The organism is Robertmurraya kyonggiensis (assembly GCF_005116465.1).
GTDB classification, from domain to species: Bacteria; Bacillota; Bacilli; order Bacillales; family Cytobacillaceae; genus Robertmurraya; species Robertmurraya kyonggiensis.
In genome coordinates, this window is sequence record NZ_SWBM01000002.1 from 187,561 (window position 1) to 211,645 (window position 24,085).

The 24,085-nt window shown below is 39.0% G+C and carries 23 protein-coding genes, 1 pseudogene and 1 riboswitch; of the genes and pseudogenes, 11 read left to right on the plus strand and 13 right to left on the minus strand.

Annotated elements, in window-relative coordinates:
* Positions 1–38: 38 nt before the first annotated feature.
* Positions 39–1,040 carry a LacI family DNA-binding transcriptional regulator gene (locus FA727_RS12115; protein WP_136831213.1) on the plus strand — a complete coding sequence of 334 codons (1,002 nt, stop codon included), beginning with the start codon at positions 39–41 and terminating at the stop codon, positions 1,038–1,040.
* Between the two features lie 46 nt (positions 1,041–1,086).
* On the opposite strand, the pseudogene trxA reads toward FA727_RS12115, so the two are convergent.
* Positions 1,087–1,470 (minus strand): annotated as a pseudogene (gene trxA, locus FA727_RS12120) (thioredoxin); the annotation flags it as partial.
* Between the two features lie 77 nt (positions 1,471–1,547).
* On the opposite strand from trxA, the gene FA727_RS12125 reads away from it, so the two are divergent.
* The 4 genes from FA727_RS12125 to FA727_RS12140 all read left to right on the plus strand — a co-directional run bounded on the left by FA727_RS12125 (position 1,548) and on the right by FA727_RS12140 (position 5,280).
* Positions 1,548–2,465 (plus strand): LysR family transcriptional regulator, encoded by a 918-nt coding sequence (locus FA727_RS12125; protein ID WP_158318847.1) that lies wholly within the window; start codon positions 1,548–1,550, stop codon positions 2,463–2,465.
* A gap of 97 nt (positions 2,466–2,562) precedes the next feature.
* A riboswitch (Lysine riboswitch) is annotated at positions 2,563–2,748 on the plus strand.
* A 110-nt stretch (positions 2,749–2,858) separates the two neighbouring features.
* Positions 2,859–3,698 (plus strand): transporter substrate-binding domain-containing protein, encoded by an 840-nt coding sequence (locus FA727_RS12130; protein WP_136831216.1) that lies wholly within the window; start codon positions 2,859–2,861, stop codon positions 3,696–3,698.
* Between the two features lie 90 nt (positions 3,699–3,788).
* The gene (locus tag FA727_RS12135) at positions 3,789–4,529 is read left to right on the plus strand and encodes an amino acid ABC transporter permease (RefSeq protein WP_136831217.1); all 741 of its coding nucleotides are present in this window, start codon (positions 3,789–3,791) and stop codon (positions 4,527–4,529) included.
* A 16-nt stretch (positions 4,530–4,545) separates the two neighbouring features.
* The gene (locus tag FA727_RS12140; protein WP_136831218.1) at positions 4,546–5,280 is read left to right on the plus strand and encodes an amino acid ABC transporter ATP-binding protein; all 735 of its coding nucleotides are present in this window, start codon (positions 4,546–4,548) and stop codon (positions 5,278–5,280) included.
* A gap of 279 nt (positions 5,281–5,559) precedes the next feature.
* Here the strand turns inward: FA727_RS12140 and FA727_RS12145 are convergent, their stop codons facing one another.
* From FA727_RS12145 to FA727_RS12155, 3 genes are all read right to left on the minus strand, one after another.
* The gene (locus FA727_RS12145) at positions 5,560–6,042 is read right to left on the minus strand and encodes a DUF2975 domain-containing protein (protein WP_136831219.1); all 483 of its coding nucleotides are present in this window, start codon (positions 6,040–6,042) and stop codon (positions 5,560–5,562) included.
* Between the two features lie 338 nt (positions 6,043–6,380).
* Positions 6,381–7,217 (minus strand): glyoxal/methylglyoxal reductase, encoded by an 837-nt coding sequence (pgoN, locus tag FA727_RS12150; RefSeq protein WP_136831220.1) that lies wholly within the window; start codon positions 7,215–7,217, stop codon positions 6,381–6,383.
* Positions 7,214–8,404 (minus strand): MFS transporter, encoded by a 1,191-nt coding sequence (locus FA727_RS12155; protein ID WP_136831221.1) that lies wholly within the window; start codon positions 8,402–8,404, stop codon positions 7,214–7,216. The genes pgoN and FA727_RS12155 overlap by 4 nt, the downstream gene beginning before the upstream one ends.
* 150 nt (positions 8,405–8,554) lie before the next feature.
* Here FA727_RS12155 and FA727_RS12160 point away from each other — a divergent pair, with 150 nt between their 5' ends.
* Positions 8,555–8,923: a winged helix-turn-helix transcriptional regulator gene (locus tag FA727_RS12160; protein ID WP_126408280.1), complete on the plus strand. Its 369-nt coding sequence runs from the start codon at positions 8,555–8,557 to the stop codon at positions 8,921–8,923.
* Between the two features lie 39 nt (positions 8,924–8,962).
* Here FA727_RS12160 and FA727_RS12165 read toward each other — a convergent pair whose 3' ends face one another.
* From FA727_RS12165 to FA727_RS12200, 8 genes are all read right to left on the minus strand, one after another.
* On the minus strand, positions 8,963–10,069 hold the full coding sequence (locus tag FA727_RS12165; protein ID WP_136831222.1) for an ABC transporter ATP-binding protein: 1,107 nt from the start codon (positions 10,067–10,069) through the stop codon (positions 8,963–8,965).
* 113 nt (positions 10,070–10,182) lie between these two features.
* Positions 10,183–11,058, minus strand: coding sequence for a PucR family transcriptional regulator (locus FA727_RS12170; protein WP_136831223.1), 876 nt, complete (start codon positions 11,056–11,058; stop codon positions 10,183–10,185).
* Positions 11,059–11,164: 106 nt separating this feature from the next.
* On the minus strand, positions 11,165–11,707 hold the full coding sequence (gene lepB / locus FA727_RS12175) for a signal peptidase I (protein ID WP_136831224.1): 543 nt from the start codon (positions 11,705–11,707) through the stop codon (positions 11,165–11,167).
* Positions 11,708–11,723: 16 nt separating this feature from the next.
* Positions 11,724–12,248: a hypothetical protein gene (locus FA727_RS12180; protein WP_136831225.1), complete on the minus strand. Its 525-nt coding sequence runs from the start codon at positions 12,246–12,248 to the stop codon at positions 11,724–11,726.
* A 76-nt stretch (positions 12,249–12,324) separates the two neighbouring features.
* Positions 12,325–13,104 (minus strand): hypothetical protein, encoded by a 780-nt coding sequence (locus FA727_RS12185; protein ID WP_136831226.1) that lies wholly within the window; start codon positions 13,102–13,104, stop codon positions 12,325–12,327.
* A gap of 64 nt (positions 13,105–13,168) precedes the next feature.
* Positions 13,169–13,594 (minus strand): hypothetical protein, encoded by a 426-nt coding sequence (locus FA727_RS12190; protein ID WP_136831227.1) that lies wholly within the window; start codon positions 13,592–13,594, stop codon positions 13,169–13,171.
* A gap of 264 nt (positions 13,595–13,858) precedes the next feature.
* Positions 13,859–14,593 (minus strand): LytR/AlgR family response regulator transcription factor, encoded by a 735-nt coding sequence (locus FA727_RS12195; RefSeq protein ID WP_136831228.1) that lies wholly within the window; start codon positions 14,591–14,593, stop codon positions 13,859–13,861.
* Positions 14,590–16,332, minus strand: a complete 1,743-nt coding sequence (locus FA727_RS12200) for a LytS/YhcK type 5TM receptor domain-containing protein (protein WP_136831229.1) — start codon at positions 16,330–16,332, stop codon at positions 14,590–14,592. Before FA727_RS12200 ends, FA727_RS12195 begins: the two co-directional genes overlap by 4 nt.
* A 199-nt stretch (positions 16,333–16,531) precedes the next feature.
* Between FA727_RS12200 and FA727_RS12205 the strand changes: the two genes are divergently transcribed.
* Positions 16,532–18,247, plus strand: coding sequence for a methyl-accepting chemotaxis protein (locus FA727_RS12205; RefSeq protein WP_246041852.1), 1,716 nt, complete (start codon positions 16,532–16,534; stop codon positions 18,245–18,247).
* A gap of 383 nt (positions 18,248–18,630) precedes the next feature.
* On the opposite strand, the gene FA727_RS12210 is transcribed toward FA727_RS12205, so the two are convergent.
* Entirely contained in the window at positions 18,631–19,551 is a 921-nt protein-coding gene (locus tag FA727_RS12210; protein WP_136831231.1) for a proline dehydrogenase family protein, read from the minus strand.
* 259 nt (positions 19,552–19,810) lie between these two features.
* On the opposite strand from FA727_RS12210, the gene FA727_RS12215 reads away from it, so the two are divergent.
* Genes FA727_RS12215 through FA727_RS12230 form a run of 4 tightly spaced genes read left to right on the plus strand, consistent with a single transcriptional unit; the run spans position 19,811 to position 24,070 of the window.
* A complete protein-coding gene (locus tag FA727_RS12215) occupies positions 19,811–21,184 on the plus strand; it encodes a sigma-54 interaction domain-containing protein (RefSeq protein WP_136831232.1) in 1,374 nt (457 codons plus the stop codon).
* Positions 21,185–21,189: 5 nt separating this feature from the next.
* Positions 21,190–22,092: an aminoglycoside phosphotransferase family protein gene (locus FA727_RS12220; protein WP_136831233.1), complete on the plus strand. Its 903-nt coding sequence runs from the start codon at positions 21,190–21,192 to the stop codon at positions 22,090–22,092.
* Entirely contained in the window at positions 22,089–23,036 is a 948-nt protein-coding gene (msrA, locus tag FA727_RS12225) for a peptide-methionine (S)-S-oxide reductase MsrA (RefSeq protein WP_136831234.1), read from the plus strand. The genes FA727_RS12220 and msrA overlap by 4 nt, the downstream gene beginning before the upstream one ends.
* A 14-nt stretch (positions 23,037–23,050) precedes the next feature.
* Positions 23,051–24,070, plus strand: a complete 1,020-nt coding sequence (locus tag FA727_RS12230; RefSeq protein ID WP_136831235.1) for a DUF2804 domain-containing protein — start codon at positions 23,051–23,053, stop codon at positions 24,068–24,070.
* Positions 24,071–24,085: the final 15 nt, after the last annotated feature.

A 24,085-nucleotide genomic window follows, 5' to 3' on the forward strand; every position in this document is an offset into this window, starting at 1 on the left:
TAATATATTGGTAAATATATTTTTATAGGAGATCTATTGTGAGCAGAAAAAAAGTAACGATTAGAGATATAGCTAGAGAATCGGGTGTTTCGGTCGCGACGGTGTCTCGATATCTCAACAAAAATAGTTACACAAGTCCAGAAACGGAGAAAAAGATTCAAAAGGTGATGGAGCGTTTTCAATATACCCCAAATGCGATCGCAAGAGGGCTGGCAAAACAAAAATCAAATACTATCGCTTTCGTCACTCCAGATATCACAAATCCCTTTTTCCCTGAGTTGGTCAATTCGATTGAGAAGGTAGCGAAGGCAAAAGGCTATAGCTTACTGCTCATCAACACGAACGAACAGGAATTACAAAATCTCGACTTCTGGAACCATTTCCAAAGCAAGTATATTGACGGCTTTATCATGGCGGAGTCTGAATTAAATGAAAAGGCTCGTAGATACTTGGATGAAATGGAAATTCCATTTGTGAGAATTGACAGGGCTGTTCACCCAGAACATTCTAATTCAGTACACGTGGACAATTTTGAGGGTGCTCGTTTAGCGGTTCGTCACCTCCTTGAGATTGGCTGCAAAAAGGTGGCCCATATCAGTGGTCCGAATTCTCTTTATCCAGCACAGGAACGCCTGATGGGGTATCAAAATGTCATCTCTAATACAAAAATGACATCGATAGTGTTAGAAGGGGATTTCACTTTGGAAAGTGGTACAGCACAGACCGAGAAACTCCTGCAAGAGCATCCAGATGTTGACGGAATCTTCTATGCGAACGATCTCATGGCGATCGGTGCATTAAAAGCTTTTAGAGCCCATCAAAAATCTGTTCCAGAGGATATAGCGATCATGGGGTTTGACGGTATACGACTTACGGAAATTGTTCATCCGGAAATCAGTACAATCAAACAACCAATTGATAAAATTGGTGAAACAGCAACCAATCAGTTAATCCATTTCATTGAAAACCCAGATGAGGTTTGTGGTGAAAATGTATTATTAAAAGTAGAGTTGGTAGAACGAGAATCTACTAGAAGGTAAAATTTATAAGACGTTTTCCCGTAAAACGGAAGACGTCTTATTCATTTCACAAGTCACACGTAATAAATCCTAATTCTGTTAATACTTCAACCAGAACTGCTTTTGGCTGAAAACCAGTTACTCTCTTTACTAGCTGATTGTCCTGAAAGAGCAATAATGTGGGTAAACCTAGCACTTCGTATTCGTTAATAAAATCCTCATTCTCATCTGCATTCACTTTTACAATCTTTAATCCATATTCTTGATTTAGTTCTTCTAAAATAGGTGCAATCCTTTTACATGGAGGACACCATGGTGCCCAGCAATCAACTAAAACGAAATGACTGCTTTGAATTTCTTTATGAATTTCTTCTCCAACTGCATTTGGAACATAGTTCAATTTTTTCACGTATCCTTTCTTTATATTCCTTGATTTGTTAGTAGTATATGACGGTTTATGATATAAGTAAAATTAATATATTTAATCAGATTCATAAGTGATTACTAATGGATGGAGGAAAGAAATGCATGACTTTATTTCAATTTGAAGTATTCTTAAAGGTTGTTGATGCTGGGAGTTTTACACGTGCAGGGGAGCAAATCGGGCTATCGCAATCTGCTGTGAGTCAAGCGGTGGCAGCGCTAGAATCAGAGTTAAATGTAAAGTTGTTGAATCGCAATCGAAATGGTGTGAGCTTAACAGAAGTAGGGGAACGCATCGCAGGTCTAATTCGAGACATGCTCGCCATAAAAACAAGAATTTATCATGAGGCCGCCGGCATCACAGAAATCGAGACAGGAAGTGTTCGTGTGGGTAGCGTTTCCAGTATGGCATCGAAGCTACTACCAGGAATCATTGCTACATTTAAAAAACGATTTCCAGGCGTGGACGTAGTTCTTTACGAAGGGAGTTATGGAGAGGTTCGGAATTGGCTTCAACTATCTGTTGTAGACGTTGGTCTTGTGATGGAGGAGAAGGCTGAATTCGAATTTGAGCCACTTCTTCAAGATAAGATGGTTGTCTTCGTACCGGAGTCTCACCCATTGAGTAATCAGTCGCAAATTAATCTAAAAGACATTGCCCATGAACCGTTCATTATGCTAAAGGAATGTAGCGATATTATTCGTCGAATTTTTGTCAATGAAGAGATTTCTCCATCTATTCAATTTGAGGTCCGTGATATTGCGACGATCCTCGCAATGGTTCAAGAGGGGGTTGGTAATACTATACTTCCGGAGATGGCGATTCCGACTACACTCACAAAAGTCAATGCGGCTTACTTGAGCCCGCAAATTTATCAAAATTTAGGATTAGAGCTTCGTACAAGTAATTATATCAGCCCTGTACTTGCCGCTTTTATTCATGAATCCCAAGAATATTCCAAAAATCTATCGCTAAAATTGTTTAATAGCTACCATTCAGAAATCGTCAAAAAGAGAAATTGATAATATATGGAAATAATTATTTATTATTCAAAGGTTGACAGAATCCGACAGTAAATGTAACCTAAATATAGAATTTAATAGTGAACCTCACTTTGAACAGTGAGGTAGAGGCGCGGTGTTTAACAGTCTTTAGAGGAGCTTTGAGAAGCAATGATCCTAAGGAGAAGGAAATATCGCCGAAGTGAGTAATATTTCTCAAGTATTACTTGCTGGGTCTGCAGTTAAGAGCTGCAGGACTGTCTCAGTGGACTCCCCAAGTTTACTGAGTTGTGCTATCTCAACTAGGGAAAAGAGAGGACTTTAGGGCAACTATACATATTGCGACCTGAGTATATCTCAGGTCGTTTTTTGTTGTATAAATGCCTATGCAGATATAGGAGGAGAAAGAGGAGAATGAAAAAGCAAGCATCATTATTATTGGTATTATTATTCTCGGCTATTATTCTATTAGCTGGTTGTGGATCAAGTGAGAGTGCAAATAAATCTGGTTCAGCAGATGAAGATACATTTAAAGTGGGTCTAGAAGCAGGATATGCTCCGTTTAACTGGACACAAAATGACGATTCTAATGGAGCAGTAAAAATTGAAGGTACTGGGGAATATGCAGGCGGTTATGATGTAGAAATCGCGAAAAAAATCGCTGATGGTTTAGGGAGAAAGCTTGTGATTGTGAAAACAGAATGGGATGGACTTGTGCCGTCGTTGACTTCAGGAAAAATTGATGCGATTGTTGCGGGGATGTCTCCAACTGCAGAACGTAAAAAGACAATCGACTTCTCAGATAACTACTATAGCTCACAGTTAGTAATGGTTGTGAAAAAAGGTAGCAAATTCGAAGGAGCAACTTCAATTGCAGATTTTAAAGGCGCAAAAATCACAGCTCAATTGAACACATTCCATTATTCAGTGATTGACCAAATTAATGGTGTGTCAAAACAAACAGCAATGGATAACTTCCCAGCAATGCGTGTAGCGCTTGAATCAGGCATTATCGATGGATACGTTTCTGAACGTCCTGAAGGAATCAGTGCTTCTAGTGCAAATGAACATTTTGTCATGGTTGAATTTGAAGATGGTTTCAAAACGTCTCCAGAAGATACAAACACAGCTGTTGGACTTGAAAAAGGCAGTGAGTTAACGGAAAAAATTAATGAAGTTTTATCAGGGATTTCTGATGAAGAGCGTACAGAGTTGATGGATGCAGCCATTCAAAATCAACCGGCTGCACAATAAAAATTAACATTTCCGGCTGTGTCACTACGATGCAGTCGGTTTTATGTGAAGTATTAGACTTGAAAAAGAAACATCAAATGGGGGAGAAACATGAGCTTTGAATGGATCGTAAAGATCGTCTCGGAAAACTGGCCAATGTTCCTTCGTGGGGCAGGGATGACGCTCTATATCGCATTGATTGGTACGATCATAGGTGCCATCATAGGATTATTTGCCGGCGTAGTTCGTACTATTCCTGTACCAGAACGGGGAATGAAAAAGGTACTTTTAAAAATTGTTAATGTGGTTTTATCAATATATATCGAATTTTTCCGCGGAACACCAATGATTGTCCAAGCAATGGTCATTTATTATGGATCAGCACTTGCGTTCAATATCGACATGAACGTAATGGTAGCGGCGGTTATTGTTGTTTCGATAAATACGGGAGCTTATATGGCTGAAATCGTCCGTGGCGGAATTGTTTCTGTTGATAAAGGGCAATTTGAAGCGGCACAAGCGATCGGGATGAATCATTTTCAAACGATGATGAATGTTGTCTTGCCGCAGGTGATCCGCAATATTTTACCGGCAACAGGAAACCAATTTGTTATTAATATTAAAGATACTTCTGTCTTGAACGTTATTTCCGTTTCAGAACTGTATTTCTTAACGAAATCAGTGGCTGGAAACAACTTTAGATATTTTGAGTCATTCTTTGTGGCTTGTATGATCTATTTTGTTATGACGTTTATTGTGACAAGAATATTATTGTATTTTGAAAGAAAACTAGATGGACCGGACAATTACACAATGCTTAAAGAAGAAATAGACGTAAATCAAAAAATGTAAGGAGGGAGGAGAGCGAATGGAAAAAGTCATTGAAGTGCAGCATTTAAATAAATCCTACGGAACACATGAGGTATTAAAGGATATTGATTTTTCTGTGAACAAAGGAGAAGTTGTTAGTATTATCGGTTCTTCGGGTTCTGGAAAATCAACACTTCTTCGTTGTATCAATCTCTTAGAAAAGCCGAGCGGCGGGCAAATTATTTTTCATGGAGAAAATATTCTAGATGATAAGCACGATATTTTTGCTTATCGAAAGAACCTCGGCATGGTCTTCCAACAATTTAACCTTTTTAATAATCATAACGTCTTAAATAACTGTGTGGTTGGACAAATTAAGGTGCTAAAGCGTTCAAGGGAAGAAGCGGAAAAGGTTGCGATGAAGTATCTAAAAGTGGTTGGCATGGATAAGTATATTAATGCAAAACCGAAGCAATTATCCGGTGGACAAAAGCAGCGTGTAGCAATTGCTAGAGCGTTATCAATGGAGCCGGATGTAATGCTTTTTGATGAGCCAACATCAGCACTTGATCCAGAAATGGTCGGAGAAGTATTAAAGGTTATTAAGGAACTAGCTGGAACAGGCTTAACGATGTTAATTGTAACGCACGAAATGGAATTCGCAAAGGAAGTTTCGGATCGCGTCGTGTTTATGGATAAAGGGGTTATAGCAGAGGAAGGAAGTCCTGAGCAAATCTTCAACAATCCAACACATGAGAGAACACGAGAGTTCTTGAAGCGTACGTTAAAATAATGATTTGAAAAAGAGCCCCCAATATTTGATTAAGCCGTTCTCTTTGAAGTACCCACGTAGGAAAAAACATATATAAAAACAATGATAAAAGCAGTGGATTTCACACCCGAAATCGCACTGCTTTTAAAACGGTTTGCATGGTAAAATTAGTAAATAATCTTATTGCACTAACTGGAAGGTTATTGAAACACCGTCAAATCATTTTCTGATTTTATGTTAATAGCTTCCTGCAAAAGCTCTTTTGGAGAAAAGCAGCAAAAACTGCGATTTTTCAAAATGTTAATTGTTTTTTGGCTGCGAATCCAAGATATTCTTTATTGGTTTTTGAAGCACGTCCACAATGGCTGCGATGATACTTGCTGCTAAAATGCCCATTAGACCTAGAGATATTGGACCTGCTGCATCATCACCTGTGAATTGAGCATGAACCCTTAAATAAACTATTGCTAACAAAATGAAGAAAATGACAGCAAAAGTGCATTTTTTTAGTACCCTGAGAGATTGAAGAGATGACTCAGAGAAAGCATTATTCTTTTCGATATAGGTTAAAAGTTTAAATCCTTGATACAACGCCACAGAAAACGTAATACATATTCCATATGCACATACCAAAAGTGGATATAGCGAATAATCACCTGGGCGCTCTATCGCGTCTCTTCTGGCTGCTTCAGGCAAAAAATATATACAACTGGCAAGCACTGCAATTCCAACTAGAAAAATAATGACCTTTAAGAAAGTGGTAGAACCTCGTTTAACATTCATTTAAAACACCTCACTTATTTAATGACAATACGAATTTAACATATATTTTATTGTTTTACAATAAATTAATATCGTTTATTGTCATATTATCATTGTTATTGAAATATCCATTTATTTTTAACAAAAATAAAAAGCATTTCTCATTAAAAAGAAATGCTCTTACGTTTTTTGTATGTGAATGTGTTGCATGAAGACAACTATAGTGGGAAACCTGTGAATAGTGTCCGCATGAACGCGTCATGAAGACAACTATTGAGAGAATCATATGGATAGTGTCCACATGAGAACTGCACACAGGTAATCTTTAATAATCAGATATTCACAGCTCAATTTCCTTTTTAAAAATCAAAGTTGTCTGGATCTGGTCCAACACGGAGGTTTTGATTTAACTCATTTATAAGATCCATCTCTTCTGCAGAAAGTTCAAAATCAAACACGGATGCGTTCTCGATAATACGATGCTCTTTTGTTGATTTCGGAATTGTGATAACACCATTTTGTAAATCCCAACGAATGATGATTTGAGCAACGGATTTTCCGTATTTCTGAGCAATTTCTTGAATTACCTGGTTATCTAATAATTGTCCCTGCATTAAAGGAGACCATGCTTCTAATTGAATTCCGTTATCCTGGCAAAAAGCTTGAAGCTCTTTTTGTGTTATACGAGGGTGATACTCGACTTGATTGATCATTGGTTTAATTTCTGCATCCTTTATTAGTTCCTCAAGATGATGAATTTGGAAGTTACTTACACCAATTGCCTTGATTTTCCCTGCCTTATAAAGAGTTTCTAGTGCGCGCCAAGCATCTTTGAACTTTCCTTCTACTGGCCAATGGATTAAATATAGATCTAAATAATCAAGACCAAGCTTCGCCAAGCTAGTTTCATAAGCAGCAATCGTAGCTTCGTAGCCTAAATCAGCATTCCAAACCTTTGATGTAACGAATAGCTCTTCGCGAGAAAATCCTGCTTCAGCAAGTCCTTCGCGGATCGCTTGGCCGACACCTTCTTCATTTTCATAGATCGCTGCAGTATCAACACTGCGATAACCGTTTTTAATGGCAAACTTTACTGCATTTACTAATTCTGGACCTTCTTCTACCTTGAATACCCCGATACCAAGCCAAGGCATTTTTACTCCGTTAGATAAAGTTGTTGTAGATTGTAAATTCATGATTGATGTACCTCCGCTTTTTCTAGTGTTTTACTCCATAATGATAAAATTGCTGCTATTAATACCATCAACGCTCCGATCCATGAAGTATGAATGAGACCAATTGAGTCTGTAATCATACCACCTAAGTAGGAGCCAATGGCGATTCCAGCGTTAAAGGCCGCGATATTAATGGCGGATGCTACGTCAACTGCCGACGGTACAAACCGCTCTGCGAGGATGACGACATATACTTGTAAGCCAGGGACGTTCATAAATGCCATGAGTCCCATTAAGAAAATTGTGATTAAGCCTGCTAATTTAAATGGAACTGTGAAATATAAAATGAATAGTACGATAGCTTGTACTAAAAACATATAAAATAATGCTTTAATCGGATTGTGATTGGCTAAACGTCCACCTATCGTATTGCCAATCGCAATTGCCACTCCGTATACCAGCAAAATAATGGCAACCGTTTCTGCATGAAATCCTGTGATACTCTGAAGCATTGGTGATAAATACGTAAAGACAACAAAGGTACCGCCATAGCCTAATGCTGTAATTAAAAAGACAAGTAGAAGGCGACCATTGGTAACCAATTTGATCTGCTCTCTAAAAGTAGTCTGTTTTCCTTTTTGTAAATCAGAGGGAACAAGGATACTATTAGAAATAAAGGCCGCAATGCCTACAGCGACAATGACAAGAAAGGCCATTCTCCAACCAAAATGTTGCCCAATAAAGGTTCCAAAAGGGACTCCTGTGACGGTCGCGATTGTAAGTCCTGTGAACATAATTGAAATCGCACTTGCACGGCGATTTTCTGGAACGAGGTCGGCCGCGATAGTAGACCCAATTGACATGAAAACGCCATGGGAAAAAGCAGAAATCACACGCGCTACAAGTAAAATGCTAATTGTTGTTGCGCTCGCTGCAAGGGTGTTCCCAATAATGAAAACAACCATAATCCAAAGTAATAAGGTTTTTCGAGACATCCTCGAAGTTAGAGATGTCAATATTGGTGCACCGAACGTCACGCCCAATGCATATAGGGAAACCGTCAACCCAGCGGTTGTAACGGATATGTGTAAGTCTTCAGCGATAAGAGGCAGTAACCCAACGCTGATAAATTCTGTAGTACCAATAGCAAATGCACTTACGGCCAATGCTAGTAATGCCAAGGTACTTCTTTTCTTATCTAAAGACATGATCTCCTCCTAAAAATATTTGTATTTGAGCCGGCAAATGCTATTATGGAACATATGTGTTCGAAAGAAAAGTACGTACTTTAAAGTAATATAGGTACTAAAAAGTGTTATAGGTACTTTTAGGTTCCTATAGAAAAAGGAGGAAGAACATTGAAAAAGAAATATAATATTTCTGTTGAGGCCACTTTGGAAGTGATCGGTGGAAAGTGGAAATGCGTGATTCTTTGTCATTTGACCCATGGGAAGAAACGGACAAGTGAATTAAAACGTCTTATGCCAGATATCACGCAGAAAATGCTGACACAGCAGCTCCGTGAGTTAGAGGCAGATGGGGTAATTAATCGCATTACGTATAATCAAATCCCACCAAAAGTGGAATATGAGTTAAGTGAATATGGAAAAAGCTTAGAGACGATTTTGAATGCCTTGTGTACATGGGGAGAACACCATATTGAAAAAGTGTACGGGGATAAATTTTCTGTGCTAGAGGAAAGTGTATTAAACGAGCACCTAAAGTAAAAAACAGACAAGTCACGAAGACTTGCCTGTTTTTTATTTTTAATTCGTTGGACGAACTCTTAATTCAGTTTCTTTATCAAAGAAATGCACTTTGTTCATATCAAGGGCAAGCTCAAGGTTCTCACCAGCAGCAATATTGCTACGAGAGTCAATACGTGCGATGAAATCTTGACCTTCGATAGAAGAATACACCATTGTTTCTGCTCCCGTTAGCTCAGATACGTCAACAGTAACTTTCACCACTGAACCTTGAGAAGCATCGATGAATACTTGTTCTTCATGAATGTCTTCCGGTCTTACGCCAAGAACGATTTCTTTTCCTACGTAACCTTGGTCACGAAGCATTTTCATTTTTGCTCCAGGAATAGCAAGCTTTGTATTACCGATTACAAAGCTTCCTTCTTCAATTTTCCCGTTGAAGAAGTTCATAGCAGGTGAGCCGATAAAGCCTGCAACAAAAATATTTTCAGGAGATTCGTAAACATCTTTTGGTGCTCCTACTTGTTGAACAATACCATCCTTCATAACAACAAGGCGAGTTGCCATTGTCATCGCTTCAGTTTGGTCATGGGTTACATAGATTGTTGTTGTTTCTAAACGACGGTGAAGCTTAACGATCTCAGCACGCATCTGTACGCGAAGCTTCGCATCTAGATTGGATAAAGGCTCGTCCATTAAGAATACTTTTGCATCACGGACAATCGCACGCCCTAACGCAACACGCTGACGCTGTCCACCAGAAAGAGCTTTTGGCTTACGCTTTAAATATTCTTCAAGTCCCAAAATTTTAGCAGCTTCTTTTACGCGCTTATCAATTTCATCTTTTGAGAATTTACGAAGCTTTAATCCAAATGCCATATTATCATATACAGTCATATGAGGATAAAGAGCATAGTTTTGGAATACCATTGCGATATCGCGATCCTTAGGAGGAACATCGTTAACACGTTTTTGGTCAATATAAAGGTCACCTTTAGAGATTTCCTCTAGTCCCGCTATCATTCGTAATGTTGTTGATTTACCGCATCCAGAAGGACCAACGAATACAACAAATTCTTTATCTTGGATATCTAGGTTGAAGTCACTTACAGCTGTTACTTTGTTGTCGTAAATTTTAAATATATGATCTAATTTTAACTCTGCCATTAGTATTGCCTCCTTTGTGTATGAAAAGGTTTACATTCCTAGTTTACAGGGGCTGATAAATTTAAACAATGGCAGCTTGCACAAGAATGTATGCGCTTTTTTATGCAAGTTGGCTATTTTTTGGCAAGTAGGCAGGCGAGATACACAGTAAACGCATTTTGAAAGCTTTTTAAACTAATCCCTGTTTTGTCAGTAAACTTGTCGAGCCGGTACTGTAACGTATTGCGGTGAACGTACAGCTTTTTTGCAGCAAGGGAAGCATTGAAATTATATTCTAGGAATACCTCGAGTGACTGAAGTAGCTCAGGATCCTCTTGCAGAGTTTTGCTTACATCTTGTTCCAAAAGGGTAAGCGTATCTCCTGGAAGATCGTTAGCGAGTGTAACAGGAAAAAGCTTTTCAAAAGAATACACTTTTTCTTGTGTTAAAAGGGTTCTTCCTTTTCCAAAGAGTTGGTGCTCAAGCTTGAAAGCTTCTTTGAGCAATGTTGGTTCTTGTCGGAACTTTCCAATGTAAAATTTCGGTTTAATATAAAAATCATTTTCTAATGTAGTAGAAATGGACTCTAATTCTTCTTCATGGAAGGAAACATCCGCCTTTTCTTCTATAATGATGGCATTCGAATCATCTAACCAAACAAAAGAGAGGGCGTCATGAAAGAATTCCTGAATCGCGTCTTCCACGCCTTGTTCTTTTTGATTGATCAGTAACTGAATGAAACGTACCGGTTTAGAGATAGAGGGTAAGGTACCTTCTTGAAATAAGAAGGAGTGCCATGCCTTTGCTGAGCCAGTCAGTTGAACTTGATTAGGACGGACCAGTTCAAATAAGGTTGTCAATACGGCTAGTTGTTCCTCGCTAATATCCGACTTTGGAATGCCAAGAAAGAAATTCTCTTCTTGAAACCAATAAAGCCCCTGTTCAGAAACGAAAAGGGGGTTATCTGTTGAAATAGCAGTTGGAAATAGAGACTTCAGATTGTTTAACATATGAAAAAATCCTCTTATTGGTTAGTGTGTGTATTAACCATATCAAATGTTCCATAGATAAATCTACTATTCTTGGGTTCAAATATTTAATTTTTGGGACAATTAGTTAAAGTGGTTTAATTGAGAAAACGGAAATAAAGGCTTCTCCCTTAATATTGTTTTGTGAAATGAGTCCAACCTCGCTACTTCTACTATCTAAGCTCTCTCCTGGAGTTCGATTATCCCCCATGACAAAATAGGTACCTTCTTGGACGAGAACCTCAGCCATATCATTAGAAACACCAACTGTTTGTACCTCTTCTAACGGTTGCCCATTAATGAGGACAATCCCATTTTTAATCTCAACAGTTTCGTTCGGCAATGCAATCACGCGCTTCACAATATCATAACCATCGTTCGTATTTATGATAATGACATCATTTCTTTCAGGCTGAAAAAAGATATTGCTCGTTAAAATGACATCATGATTTTTTAAGGTTGGGTTCATCGAGTTTCCATCGACGATAATGATTCCTAAAGCAAAGCGGAAGATGAAGAAGAGAACAAATAATATTGCAATAAACTTGACCCAACTTAGGACTTCAGACCAAGGGTTTTTCGTTGCCTTTGTTTCTTCCTCATGTAGGAAAGTTCCTCCGATTGCACGCATGTCACATCATCCTTTATCATTTGTTTATTTCAGTAGATGGGGCTTCTTCTTCAATTGGAGCTCCCGTTTCTGTAGTGTCTTCAATGCTAGCAGATGGTTGCACAGTATTCATCTCATTTTTAGCGGCCGTTAAAATGGCATCAAATTGGCTTGCGATTTGTTGTTTTTCTTCAGTGTTATCAATATCCATATTGGCAATTAATTGATCGGCGTAATCCTGGATAGCTTGGACCCGCGCTAATTTTTCAGCTTCGGTAAAAGTGTTTAATTGTTGCTCCGCATCGGCCATTTCTGTTTGTAAGGCTTCTTTTAAACGTTGTAATTGAATTTCTTTTTCAGAAGATATGGCAGTCTCGATCGATTCAATGGATTTTGTACCTTGGCGATCGAACCAGCTGAGGATTGTTGAATTAATATCCAAATCGGCAAAAGCAATAGAAAAACTTCCACCTATTCCAAAACATAAAATTAGGCTAGCAAGCAGGAATCGAATTGGACGAGAAGTTTTCTTCTTTTTGAATCTTTCAAATCTACTTTCCATCAGAGTTCCTCCTAATAAAGGAATAGGGTCTCAAATGGTATGAGACCCCTTGATATTTTTGAAGAGATTAAATTTATTAGTTTTGGAAACCAGTTGCTACAGCAGAATCCAATTCTGTTTCAGCAGCAGCTTCTAGATCAGCAGCTTTTTGTTGGATTAGTGTTTGTTGAGCTGAAACATACCCAGCAAGTTTTCCTTCAAGAACGGATTTAACTTCAGCAATTTTCGCATCAACTGCAGCTTTTAATTCACCGACAGTAAGGTTTTTCTGGTTTTCAAGTTCACCAAGTAATTCAGTTTTTGCTTTTGCGATTTCCGCATTTAATTCACCGACAGCGTCATTCTTAACATTAGTTAAATGGTCATTAACGTCGTTTACAGCAGCAGTTCCAGTTGAATTAGTAACACCCTTTAGGTAGTTATCAGCTTGTCTTTCACCTTCTGCTGCAAGTTGATCTAATAGGGTCAGTGCATAACCTTTGATACTGTCAAACTGATCATCGATTCCATCAAAGATGATCCCCTTTTTCTCAACTAATGCATCAATGCGTTCATCAGCAGAATTGCTAATAGTAGCTTCAGAATCAGCTTTTTCTGTATCTCTAGTTCCGTTAATAGCACCTTTTGCACCATTAACCATCTTAGTACCCTCGCTGTAAATGTATCCAGCTTTACTTGCCACATAATCTGTAAGAGGTTTTTCCATAGATGCTGCAGATGAAGTAAATTTCCCATTGTACCAACTTTGTAATTGAGCTCCGATATCTGTGCTTGCGAAAGCAGCTCCAACTCCTGAAACTAATCCAACTGTTACGACTCCTGCGACGATTTTACCTTTAACTGTGTTTAATTTCATTTTTCTTACTTCCTCTCATGTTTTAAATTTTTTTATTAGAAATTTACTGAGTAAATCTCATAACCTAGTGACCAAATACCTCTGAAATCATGGATTCAATGTCCTTATCAAGCTCTGAGTCTAGTTGGACCTTTTTCGTTTCTGTATACTCTTTAAAGTAGGTTTCTGTATCAATGCTTTCTGCTGTTTCAAGTAATTGAGTTTGATAGTTTCTGTGGTAGTTTTCGATACTTTGTTTCATATCTGCATTTTTTTCTAAGGAGAGTGATGAGAGAGTGGATGCAGCTTGTTCTTTCAATTCCGCTGTTTGCTTGGCTGTGGAAATCACGATGTCTAAAATATTGTCTGCTATGCTGGAAAAGAGTGCGTTATTGCTATTCGTCTGTTCATTCTTGTACCAGCTTGATAGAAGCTCACTTACATTCGAACTTGCATAAGCAGTTCCAACCAACAATGAACATGTAAATAGAAAAATTACTAGCTTTTTCATATCACCTGTCCTTTCTCTTAAGTCATGATATGTTCGTTGGTTTGTTCTTTTTAACGAACTTACCTGTACAGTATATGACAATTATCCTAGAAATGAAAAACCTCAAATTCGCTCATATTTTCTAAATAACGAACAAAAATAGTACTTTATTACGTATTTTCTTTAAAATTCTTACAATTTCTCAATATTTCGTTAATTATAAAGAACGTTTTGTGCCTATAAAACAAAAGTCACGTATGATTCATCACACGTGACATGAAAAAATTATTTGATTTCTAATCGTTGTCTTAATGCTTTCACATAGTTTCTGCTAACAGATAAAAGTTCTTTTCGACCAATCAATTGTAATTGGTAGGCACCGTTAAACCATGGGGTTAAACGGGTAACATATTCTAAATTAACTAAGAAGCTTTTATGTATTCGAAAGAATCCATAGCTAAGCAACTTACTTTCTAGGTCTTTCAAAGAGGATTTTGTTTCAAATTCATTCGTTTTAGTAATCAGTTTCGTTAATTTATCATCTTTGATGATGTAGAGGATCTCTTTAGGTTCTAAATAAAGAATTTCCCCTTCTGCTTCAACGGCTAATTTTCCGGTAAAGCTCTCGATCTCAGATTCTTTTTCGTGATAAAAGATTTTCTCGATGCGGTCAACCGTTTCTTCTAGCTGTTCATCATCATATGGCTTCAATAAATAATCCACTGCATTCAAGCGGAACGCTTCTGCTGCAAATTGCGGATAGGCTGTGGCAAACACAATGATAGGTACTTTCTTTAGTCCCATCAAAGCTTTTGCTGCAGTTGTTCCTGAAGTCTTTGGCATTTCGACATCTAAAAAAACAACATCTGGAGCAAGTTCGATCGTTTTCATGATCGCAGCTTCCCCAGATTCCGCTTCCCCGACAATTTGGAAAAAAGGATAACTGCTCAATAAATGCTTCAATTCTTCGCGACTATACAATTCATCATCGACAATAAGGGTCTTGATCGTCCGTGTCATATTAGGCTCACCTCGCCAATAGGGACAGCGAAACTGACTGCTGTTCCCGAATTCACACTACTTTCTATTTTTAAAGAAGAAATCTCACCAAATGTAATGGTCAGTCTTCGGTTTACATTATAAAGGGCAAGTCCGTTTCCTTTTTGAGAATCAATGGGAGCAATACTAATCAGTTCAGCTCGTTCTTGGCTCATACCGCACCCATTGTCTTCGATATGGACATGAATCATGGCTTCCTGAATTTGAATTCGAATCGTCAAAATAAAATCCTTCTCTTTGTTCATCATTCCGTGTTTAATCGCATTCTCAACAATCGGCTGCAATGTGAGAGGAGGGATTTCCTGATAGAGTGCAGCTTCATCAACGTCATAAATAATTTTTAACTTATTGACAAAACGAGCTTCCTCGATCGCAAGATAGGCCTCTACATGTTTTAGTTCTTGTTCAAGTGTGGTAGCGCTTTCGGTTGTGAGTTGCAAATTTTGTCGTAAGAATTTAGAAAGGAACACTAATAGTTTCCTAGCCTTCATCGGTTCAATACGGATAAGAGATAGAATGGTATTCAAAGAATTAAAAAGAAAATGTGGGCTTATTTGTGCCTGCAGGACTTTAATTTCTGCTTCTTTTGCGAGCTGATAGGCTTTGTCCACCTCGGCAATTTCAAGTTGGTTGCTCAATAAGGAGCTAATTCCTGAAATGAGCTCCATAATTACTGGGTTAATTTCTTTTTCCGAATGGAAGTAAAGTTTTAGAGTGCCAATTGTGGTATTTCTCTGTTTTAATGGGGCAATCACTACCACATCTAATGGACAACCCTTTGTTCGACATTGAATCAATTCACGATTTGCAACAGTAATTTCCCCTTTTTGAATCGCATCCAATGTAATTTGAGTCTGAATCGGACTATCTGCACGGTGATGGTCCTGACCTTGCCCGATATGGGCCAAAATATCAGTCAAACTTGTGATAGCCACTGCACTTGTATGAAATTCCTTATGTAAAATTCGACAAACTTCATTAGCAGTTTTCAAGGTAAGACCGTTTCTTAAATGAGCAAGGGTTTTTTCTGCAATTCTTAATGTTTTTTGGGCTAGGAGAGCACCAGCTTTTTCTTCTTCGTTGATCACATTTTTTATAATAAGGAGAAACAGAGCGCATCCCAAACCATTCGCCAATATCATCGGAATACCTATAATCTCAACCAACGCCATTGCTTTTTCAAATGGGCGTGAGAGAAAAAGAATAATCAGCATTTGGACAGATTCTGACAAGAACCCAATTAAAAAAGCCGTTCTTAATTTCACATGCTTATTCTTTTTGTGAAACATGCCTGATATGATACCTGAAACGATGGCAGCAAGTCCGCAGGCGACGGCCGTAAAGCCACCAAGGGTAAACCGGTGGAGTCCAGCAATTAATCCTGCCCCAATTCCTACCTTATAGCCACCTAATAGTCCGGCAATAACCACGCCAATAACACGGGAGTTGGCAATTGCTTCGTTTGAGTGAAGGTCTGTTGTCCAAAGATCAAACTGAAGGCTATCCGTACTCAGTGTAAGTCCAGAATAAGTACCGATGATCCCGAACGCTCCGAAAAAAATAATAGCAGTAAATTGTTGCTTTCGATTAAGCTCTTCTTGGTAAATCATATCTCGAAAAAAACGAAATCTCGTAAAGATGAATGCAATCATTACAAGGATTCCGAGGCGCTCGACCATAGTAATTAAAAGCACTAGCATAGAAAAACCCCCTTTTTATAAAGGTACGTCTATCCTATTATAACAGCATTTGCTTGATTATTTACACAATTTAGAAGAATGAAAGATGGACAAACTTTACACTGTCTTAACGTAACATCCGCATTCTTTACATTATATTTACATACCAAATGTATAATTTTTCATATAGTCTGATCGTAGGATGATGGAGGGTGACAGCTTGAAGATAACTAGGTCAAAATCATTAGCGAGATTAAGAGATTCTTTTCTACAGAAGCTTACATTAGGGAAAAGATTGTTCATTTTATTCGTATCATTACTTGTCCTAGCTGTTGTGGGAGTGGGGGCCAGTGCCTATGTGATCTCTAAAGATACAACAATGGAGACAATTGAAAAAAGATTGATCCGAGAAACGGAAATCATGAGTAGCACAGCTGAAAATTTAAAATTTGTTTATGTCAGTGACGAGGCATATTTTAAGCAACAGCTTGAGTCAAGTGTTCGCTCCCAACAGGAGCTTTTGAAAAAAGATGGAGTTTCCTCAGAGATGCTGTATATAACGGATGGGAAAGTTACTCCGTTTAAGGTCAGTCAAAAAAAAGTTCCTACTCTTTCAAAAGGTTTGATCACGAAGCTTACGTCTTCTAAAAACGGGTTAATTCATGAAAAAGTAGGAAACCAGGATTATACGATTACGTACCGTGAAATAAAGGAGCTTAACGGAACGTATGTGATGCTGATTCCAACGAGTTCCTATATGGGACCAGTTAATCAGATGGTGTATTTTATTCTAGCGGGGATTGGCCTGAGCATCTTGATTGCGACGGTGATTGTTCTTCTTTTGGTCAGAACGGTAACGAAGCCTCTGAATACCCTGCAAGAGACGATGAGAGCAGTTCGTGATGGTAAGCTACAAGCGGCTAGTGAGATGAAGACAACAGTACCAGAAATCACATCCCTTCATAAGAGCTATCAATCAATGATTTCGCATATGAGTCAAATTTTACAAGAATTGAAGGGGACGACGAAGGAGCTAGAGGATACTAGGGAAGAACTGATGCAGTCTTCTCAAAATACCCTCGATTTTAGTCACCATTTGGTTTCTGCCATTAATGTCGTGAAGATGGGTGCCGAACAAACGGCAAGTAGCTCGGGTGAAAATGCGGAGAGTTTTAAAGATATGAAGAGATTGATCGAAGAAATGATGCTGAAAATGGAGTCTGTTTTTACTAGCTCTCAAAAAATGAATCTTACTGCTAAGCATGGGGAAACGCATATTCGCGAGTTAATTACGAGCAATTTTCAGTTCGAGGAAGACTTTGGACATTTAACGCAAACGATTAATGAAGTAAGAGAGTTCTCTAGTTCGATTACCAAGCTTGTTGGCTTAGTAAGTGGGATTTCTGAACAAACGAAGCTGCTTGCATTGAATGCGTCGATTGAAGCGGTTCGGGCAGGGGAAGCTGGAAAAGGGTTTGCTGTTGTTGCGCAAGAAGTTCGAAAGCTAGCTGAGCAATCGGGTAAAGCGACGGTGGAAATGTCTTTAGCCATTGGGAACATGGAAAAAATCGCGATTGATGCGACTGAGGAATTTGCTAATATGCACGGGAAAATAAAGACGAATTTAACGATGGCAAATGAATCGAGATCATCTTTTGATGAATTAATGGCTGAAATAAAAGAAGAAAGTAGTCGTCTCAAAGGAATCCAAGAGGAATTAGGGCAGTTGGCGACGATTTTACCAACGCTAGAACAAGTAACCGTTAACTTTGCCTCGATCTCCCAGGAGACATTGGCAAGCTCGGAAGAAATGTTATCGTTAAGCGAAAATCAAATCGAACAAATGGAGGGCACCAATCAGATTGGCATGAAGCTAAATCAATTGTCCCAATCTCTTTCGGAGCTATCTGACCGATTTGAATTTGAGAATAAATAATGCGGTGCCTACAAGAAGGTATGCAAATTTAATGCCCCTATTTTCATGCGGACATTGTTCATGGAGTTACAGCGAATAGTGTCTTCATGGAAGGCTCATGCGGACATTGTTCATGGAGTTACAGCGAATAGTGTCTTCATGGAAGGTTCATGCGGACATTGTTCATGGATTTTCTGCAAATAGTGTCTTTATGACGTGTTCATGCGGACATTGTTCATGGAGTTTCGGCCATTAGTGTCTTTATGAACGATTCATGCGGACAAGATTGAAGAGATTCAAGCAAAAGTAGTCTTCATGCGAGGCAATTCTACAAGAAACCATAAAAAACTCACCAAAAAACAGCGAAGCTATCCCCAAGCATATGGAGGATAGCTTCTTCGTTATTATTTCGAGAAAAACCCTTTTACCGCAAACGAAACGTTTTGTGGTCTTTCCGCTAGGCGGCGCATGAAATAGCCGAACCAATCGTCACCGAATGGGACATAGACGCGCATTTTGTAGCCTTCTTTTACTAAATTCTGCTGTAATTCTGTGCGAAAACCATATAGCATTTGAAACTCAAATTGGTCATTCGGAATATTGTTCTTTTTAACAAAATCCTTAACTTTGGCAATGATCTCATGATCGTGGGAAGCGATTGCTGTATTGCTTCCACTCAATAAATGCTCTTCAATCAGCCTCATATAGTTCTTATCAATAACCGGCTTATCTTGATAGGCAACGGATGGATCCTCTTTATAAGCTCCTTTTACTAAGCGAAGCGGAATGCCTTTTAAGTCTTTTACATCATCAAGAGAACGATGTAAATAGGCTTGAATCACGGTACCGACATTATCAAAACCATAAACCTCACGAAGCTCTCTTAAAATATCAAGTGTCACCTGGCAATGGGAGTAATCCTCCATATCGATGCGAACGAAATTATTCGTTCTCTTAGCAGCATCAAGAATTTGGCACATGTTTTTAATGCAAAAATCCTTATCAATATCGAGCCCAAGCTGCGTCATTTTCACGGATAAATTACTATTCACACCTGTTTTGCCGATGGCTTCTAAAGTTCGTACATTGTATTCGGTTGCTTGGATTGCTTCCTCTCTACTAGATACAAACTCTCCTAAATGGTCCAGCGTACATACGATTCCATTTTCGTTCAGATCCTTAACTGTTTGCATCGCATGTTCAATCGTGACCCCAGCGACAACCTGTGCAGCACCAAACTTCAATCCCCATTTTTTAGCGGCCTGGTTTAAGCCTTTATTTTGAGAAAGATAGAGAAAAAAATTCTTGGATACAGTTGCGATCATCTTAATTCCCCCATAAATCTTTATTTTCCAATCAAGCAATCGCTTACTATTAGAGTATGTCTAAGCGTAATTAATGGTCTTCTTGGTTTAAATATAATTGCAAAAACCGTGCCAAAAGTTCAAAAACATGAAAATGTTAGGTAATTTGTAACTTTCTAAAAAATAGTCTTTACTTCCTATATATAAAATTGTATGGTTTTATCAACAAAAGTGTTTAATAGTGTATAGTTTTTATACAATTCACAGGTTGGTGATATACATGGATCATGAGTTTGCGCTTCAAACTTTAAAAGCTGTTTTATCCTCTTCGGAAGAAGCCATTTCTGTTGTGAATACAAAAGGAGAGCTTGTTTATTGGAATGAAGCAGCGGAAAGCACGTACCAGATTAAGAAAGAAGAGATACTCGGGAAAAATATTAGAGAATTCTTCGTGCAAGAGGATGTGATGCATCTGAGGGTATTGGAAACGGGAATCGCCGTGCGAGATGTCTACCATATTCCACGACCTGATAAGCACGTCCTCATTAGTACAAGTCTAATCTACAATGAACATAATGAAGTGATCGGGAGTCTTTCATTGGAAAAAGATATCTCATCGACCATTCAATTAAATGAGAGACTTACTTCAGCCTCAGAGGAATTACAACAGCTTAGGCAACATATGAAGCTTCAGCATGATGACCCTTTTTCAAAAATCAAAGGGATCAATACAATCATTCAACAAATCATTCACCAGGCAAAAAAAATGGCCAAAACCGATGCAACGATCTTAATTACTGGCGAAAGTGGCGTTGGGAAAGAATTATTTGCCCATGCCATTCATGAGAAAAGCTTGCGAAATGGCAAACCGTTTATCCCCATTAACTGTGGGGCCATCCCAAATGCGCTCTTTGAAAGTGAGCTCTTTGGATATGAAGGGGGAGCTTATACAGGTGCGACCAAAGGAGGAAAGCCAGGAAAGCTGGAGTTGGCGAGTGGCGGAACATTATTCCTAGATGAGGTCGGAGAGCTTCCGCTCGAAATGCAGGTGAAGCTTTTAAGAGCGCTTCAAGACAAGGAAATGTACCGGATTGGTGGGTTAGCTCCGAAAAAAATCGATGTGCGTATTGTTGCAGCGACTAATCGGCAGCTTGACAAAATGGTTGCTGAAGGAACTTTTCGTTCAGATTTGTATTATCGCTTAAATGTTTTTTCAATTGATATTCCATCACTACGAGAAAGAAGAGATGACATTCCGTATCTTATTTATGATTTTTTAGAAGAATTCACGTACAAGTATCAAAAACAAGATTACGCCATTGAGCCACATGCATTATCTTTGCTTTGTAAGTACGATTGGCCAGGGAACATCCGAGAACTCCGTAACATGATCGAAAGGCTAGTTGTTTTAAGTGACAATGGACAGATTATGGAAGTAGATGTTTCATCGCTCTTTCATTTTGGCGCAAGGACAACAGAGGTAAAATCAGTTTCCCTTACCGCTGAAAAAGCACAACTTGAAAAGGAACGAATTATCGAAGCGCTTCAAAGTACCTATGGAAATAAGAGCATCACTGCGAAAAAGCTCGGCATGTCTCGTGCCACGTTGTATGCAAAAATGAGGAAGTATGGGATTACTTTTGAGAAGGAGTGAATCAAATGGAAATTCCGAGTACGTTTCGGGCCAAAATAACAGGGGCTTTTCGTGAAGAAGGTTCTAACTGGTTAGCTGGGCTTGAACAACTTGTTGCCACATATTTAGATAAATGGGGGCTGACTTCTCTAGGGCCTGTTTCAAACTTATCCTATAATTATGTCCTGAAGGTGGTTAATGAGGACGGTAATCCTCGCATTTTAAAGTTTGGACTCGCTGGTCGAGATTTCTCGAATGAGGTTCGTGCGATTGAAGCGTATTGTGGGAACGGTTGTGCGAGGGTATTGAAGACGGATATCGACAATGGTGTCATGCTTCTTGAACAATTGATTCCAGGGACGATGCTTTCTCAGCTAGAGGATGAGGAACAGATTATTGAAGAATATATAAAAGTGTGGAAGGCTATTCGCCGACCAAGGCCAAGTGATGGTGAATTTCCTTCTTTGCAACATTGGATGACAGGTCTTTCTCGCTATCAAAATAGCAAGGCTCAACTTGAGGGCTTAATTTCAGAAGAGCTAGTGTTAATGGCTCAGAAATATTTTGCAGAAAGTTCTGCGGAGAATGAAGAGCTTTTACATGGGGATTTGCATCATGAAAATATTTTATATTCGGATGTCCATGGCTGGTTCGCGATTGATCCAAAGGGTGTGATTGGTAACCCTTATTTTGACTTGGTCTCGTTTTTAACGAATCAGCTTAAGGATAATCCTCAAGAAAGATTGGAACTTCGCATCAACAGGCTGTGCGACGGATTAAGATTAGAACGATTGAAGCTATTGAAAACGGCTTTGGCTTTGTCGATACTATACGCCTTCTGGGCGGTAGAAGACGGAGACCCAGACTGGATTCGTCCGTATCAATGTGCCGTATGGTTTCAAAAGTGGATCGAGGAGGATGAAGAATGACGGATCAATTTGAAAAAGCAACCTTTGCTGGAGGTTGTTTTTGGTGCATGGTTTCACCATTTGACGAGCAACCAGGGATTAAAGAAGTGATCTCAGGCTATACAGGCGGTCACACGGAAAATCCGACCTATGAAGAAGTATGCTCGGACACAACAGGTCATTATGAAGCGGTTGAGATTACCTTTGAACCAGCTGTATTTCCGTATGAAAAGCTGCTTGAATTGTATTGGCAGCAGGTTGACCCGACGGATGCAGGAGGACAATTTAATGATCGGGGTTCCTCCTATCGAACGGCAATTTTTTATCATAACGAGGGGCAACGTCTAGCAGCGGAAGCTTCGAAAATAGCTATTGTGAGTCGTTTTCAAAATCCGATTGTGACCGAAATTCTGCCTACTGGCCCATTTTACAAAGCAGAAGAAAAGCATCAGGATTATTATAAAAAGAATCCCTTTCACTACAACTTGTACAAGCAAGGATCGGGGCGAGCGAAGTTTATTCGGGAGACTTGGAGCAAAGTCAAAAGTGATGAAGAGCTTCGAGAAATATTGACGCCACTTCAATATGAGGTGACGAGAAATAATGCAACTGAACCGCCTTTTCAAAACGAGTATTGGGATACAGACGAGGATGGGATATATGTTGATATTATTTCTGGCGAGCCGTTATTTAGCTCATTGGACAAATACGACGCAGGTTGTGGATGGCCAAGCTTTACAAAGCCCATTCGACGTACAGAATTAGAAGAGAAATTTGATACATCCCATGGCATGAGAAGAATTGAAGTACGAGCAAAGACTTCAGATTCTCACCTTGGTCATATCTTTGATGATGGTCCAGGTCCAGACCGCGCACGTTATTGTATTAATTCAGCGGCTTTACGTTTTATACCGAAAGACAAGCTTTTAGAAGAGGGATATGGGCAGTATTTGAAATTATTTTAAAAGGGGAAAGAAAAATGATTATGAAAGAAATTACAGGCCCGACCAATTTGTGCAATAAAACAGGGCAACTATCACTTGCAAGCGTTGGATGGGGTAGACATCCGTACATAAGATCCAATCTTTCTGGAAGCTTCTTGAGAAAGAAAAAATGGAACTATTGGTGTGTCACGAGTCCTGACATGCTTTTTTCTGCGACCATCTCACATCTGGATTATGCAGCTGTACTCTTTGTTTATGTACTGGATTTAGAAACGTTAAAATTCCATGAGAAAACAAGCTTAATTCCGCTTGGGATAGGTTGTAAGATGCCGGAAGAGGTTGCTGCGACTGTCCGAATCGATACGAAGGAAATGAAGATCTACTTTGACGAAGAAGGGGATTCTACGCTCATCAAAGTCGATTGTTCAAATTTTAGCGGAGAAAATCAACCTCTTTCAGCAGAAATAAGGGTTCATCGACCAAAAGAACATGAGTCCTTGAATGTGGTTGTTCCGTGGAGCAAATCTCGCTTTCAATATACGTCAAAGCAATCAGCATTACCTGCAGATGGTGTTGTGAAATGGGACGGTGGCGAGTACAAATTAGAATCACATGAAACCTTTGGTTGCTTGGATTATGGTCGTGGAATTTGGCCATATCGGTCTACTTGGAACTGGGCTGCTGCATCTGGGGTAGTTGCGGGAAAAACGGTTGGTCTTAATTTTGGAGGACAATGGACGGATGGAACAGGTCAAACAGAAAATGGACTTATTGTAGATGGAAAACTAAGTAAAATCAATGAAAAAATTCAATGGGAATACGATTCAATCGATTATATGAAACCTTGGAGATTGACAACAGAGGAGTCGAATCAAGTTTCCTTAACTTTTATTCCGTTGTTTGAGAGAGTTGCGACAACTAAAGCTGTTATTATTGAGTCTGAAGTTCATCAGATGATTGGAACCTTTAGTGGCACGATTCGGACAGACGATGGAGAAGAAATCATGATCGAAAATCTCCTTGGTTGGGCAGAGGATCATGCGGCTAAATGGTAAAAAGGAGGCAGTGTT